Below are 1,406 nucleotides of genomic sequence, written 5' to 3' on the forward strand. Positions count from 1 at the left end.
GCCCCTCGGCGCATAGGGAGATTGCTTTGAAGCTTGAGGTGGCTTTGAGGGGATTGAATTGAAAAAGGCCCGCTTGGTGGCGGGCCTTTGGTGGTTGAGGGGCTCAGATCCCGGGCTGTGGTCAGCCGAGCTTTTCGGTCAGCTCCGGAACGGCCTGAAACAGGTCGGCGACCAGTCCGAAGTCGGCGACCTGGAAGATCGGCGCTTCTTCGTCCTTGTTGATCGCAACGATGACCTTTGAATCCTTCATGCCCGCAAGGTGCTGGATTGCGCCCGAGATGCCGACCGCGACATAAAGATCGGGGGCAACAACCTTGCCGGTCTGACCCACCTGCCAGTCGTTCGGGGCATAGCCCGAGTCCACAGCGGCGCGCGATGCGCCAACCGCGGCACCCAGCTTGTCAGCCAGAGCTTCGATCAGCTTGAAGTCGTCTTGCGAGCCGACACCACGGCCGCCCGAGACAACAACGCCAGCCGAGGTCAGTTCCGGACGGTCGCTTGCAGCCACCTTGTCTTCGACCCACGACGACAGGCCGGGATTGTCGCCGACCGAGATGGTCTCGACCGCAGCCGAGCCACCTTCGCCCGCCGCGTCAAAGCTGGCGGTGCGGATGGTGACGACCTTCTTGGCGTCGTTCGACTTCACGGTCTGGATCGCGTTGCCCGCATAGATCGGGCGCTCAAACGTCGAGCCGTCAACCACACCCGAGGCATCCGAGATCACCATAACGTCCAGCAGGGCTGCGACGCGCGGCATCACGTTCTTGGCGTCGGTGGTCGCGGGGGCCACGATATGCTCGTACCCATCGGCCAGACCCACGATCAGCGCGGCGGTCGATTCCGCCAGGCGATGACCCAGCGACGCGTCTTCGGCAACCAGCACCTTGGACACGCCGTCGATCTTGGCGGCAGCCTCGCCGGCAGCGGCGGCCGAGCCACCCGCGGCCAGAACGGTCACGTCACCCAGCGCCCTGGCGGCGTTGACGGCCTTGGCGGTGGCGTCCAGCGCCAGTTCGCCATTGTTGACTTCGGCAAGCAGAAGTACAGCCATTACACAGCCCCCGCTTCTTTGAGTTTCGAAACCAGCTCATCCACCGAGCCAACGATGATACCAGCGGCCCGTGCCGGCGGTTCTTCGGTCTTGACAATTTCCAGGCGCGGCGTGACGTCGACGCCGTAATCGGCGGCGGTTTTCTCGTCCAGCGGCTTTTTCTTCGCCTTCATGATGTTGGGCAGCGACGCATAGCGCGGCTCGTTCAGGCGCAGGTCAACGGTCACGATGGTCGGCATCTTGACGCTGATGGTCTGCAACCCGCCATCCACCTCGCGGGTGATCTTGGCACTGTCGCCTTCGATATCCAGTTCCGAGGCAAAGGTGCCCTGCGACCAGCCCAGCAGGGCCGACA

Annotated in this window: 2 protein-coding genes; both read right to left on the reverse strand. The window is 63.6% G+C overall.

The window, feature by feature from the left end:
• Positions 1-121: 121 nt before the first annotated feature.
• Positions 122-1,051, reverse strand: coding sequence for an electron transfer flavoprotein subunit alpha/FixB family protein (locus tag ACR0CE_RS20480; RefSeq protein ID WP_267364206.1), 930 nt, complete (start codon positions 1,049-1,051; stop codon positions 122-124).
• Positions 1,051-1,406, reverse strand: a 356-nt coding sequence (locus ACR0CE_RS20485) for an electron transfer flavoprotein subunit beta/FixA family protein (RefSeq protein WP_480833608.1), incomplete at its 5' end; no start/stop codon positions are given. The genes ACR0CE_RS20485 and ACR0CE_RS20480, both read right to left, overlap by 1 nt.

It is taken from the genome of Ruegeria sp. L11, from assembly GCF_056531755.1.

Coding starts and splice junctions, on each gene's coding strand:
- ACR0CE_RS20480 (WP_267364206.1), bottom strand. CDS start 1,051: ATGGCTGTACTTCTGCTTGCCGAAGTCAACAATGGCGAACTGGCGCTG.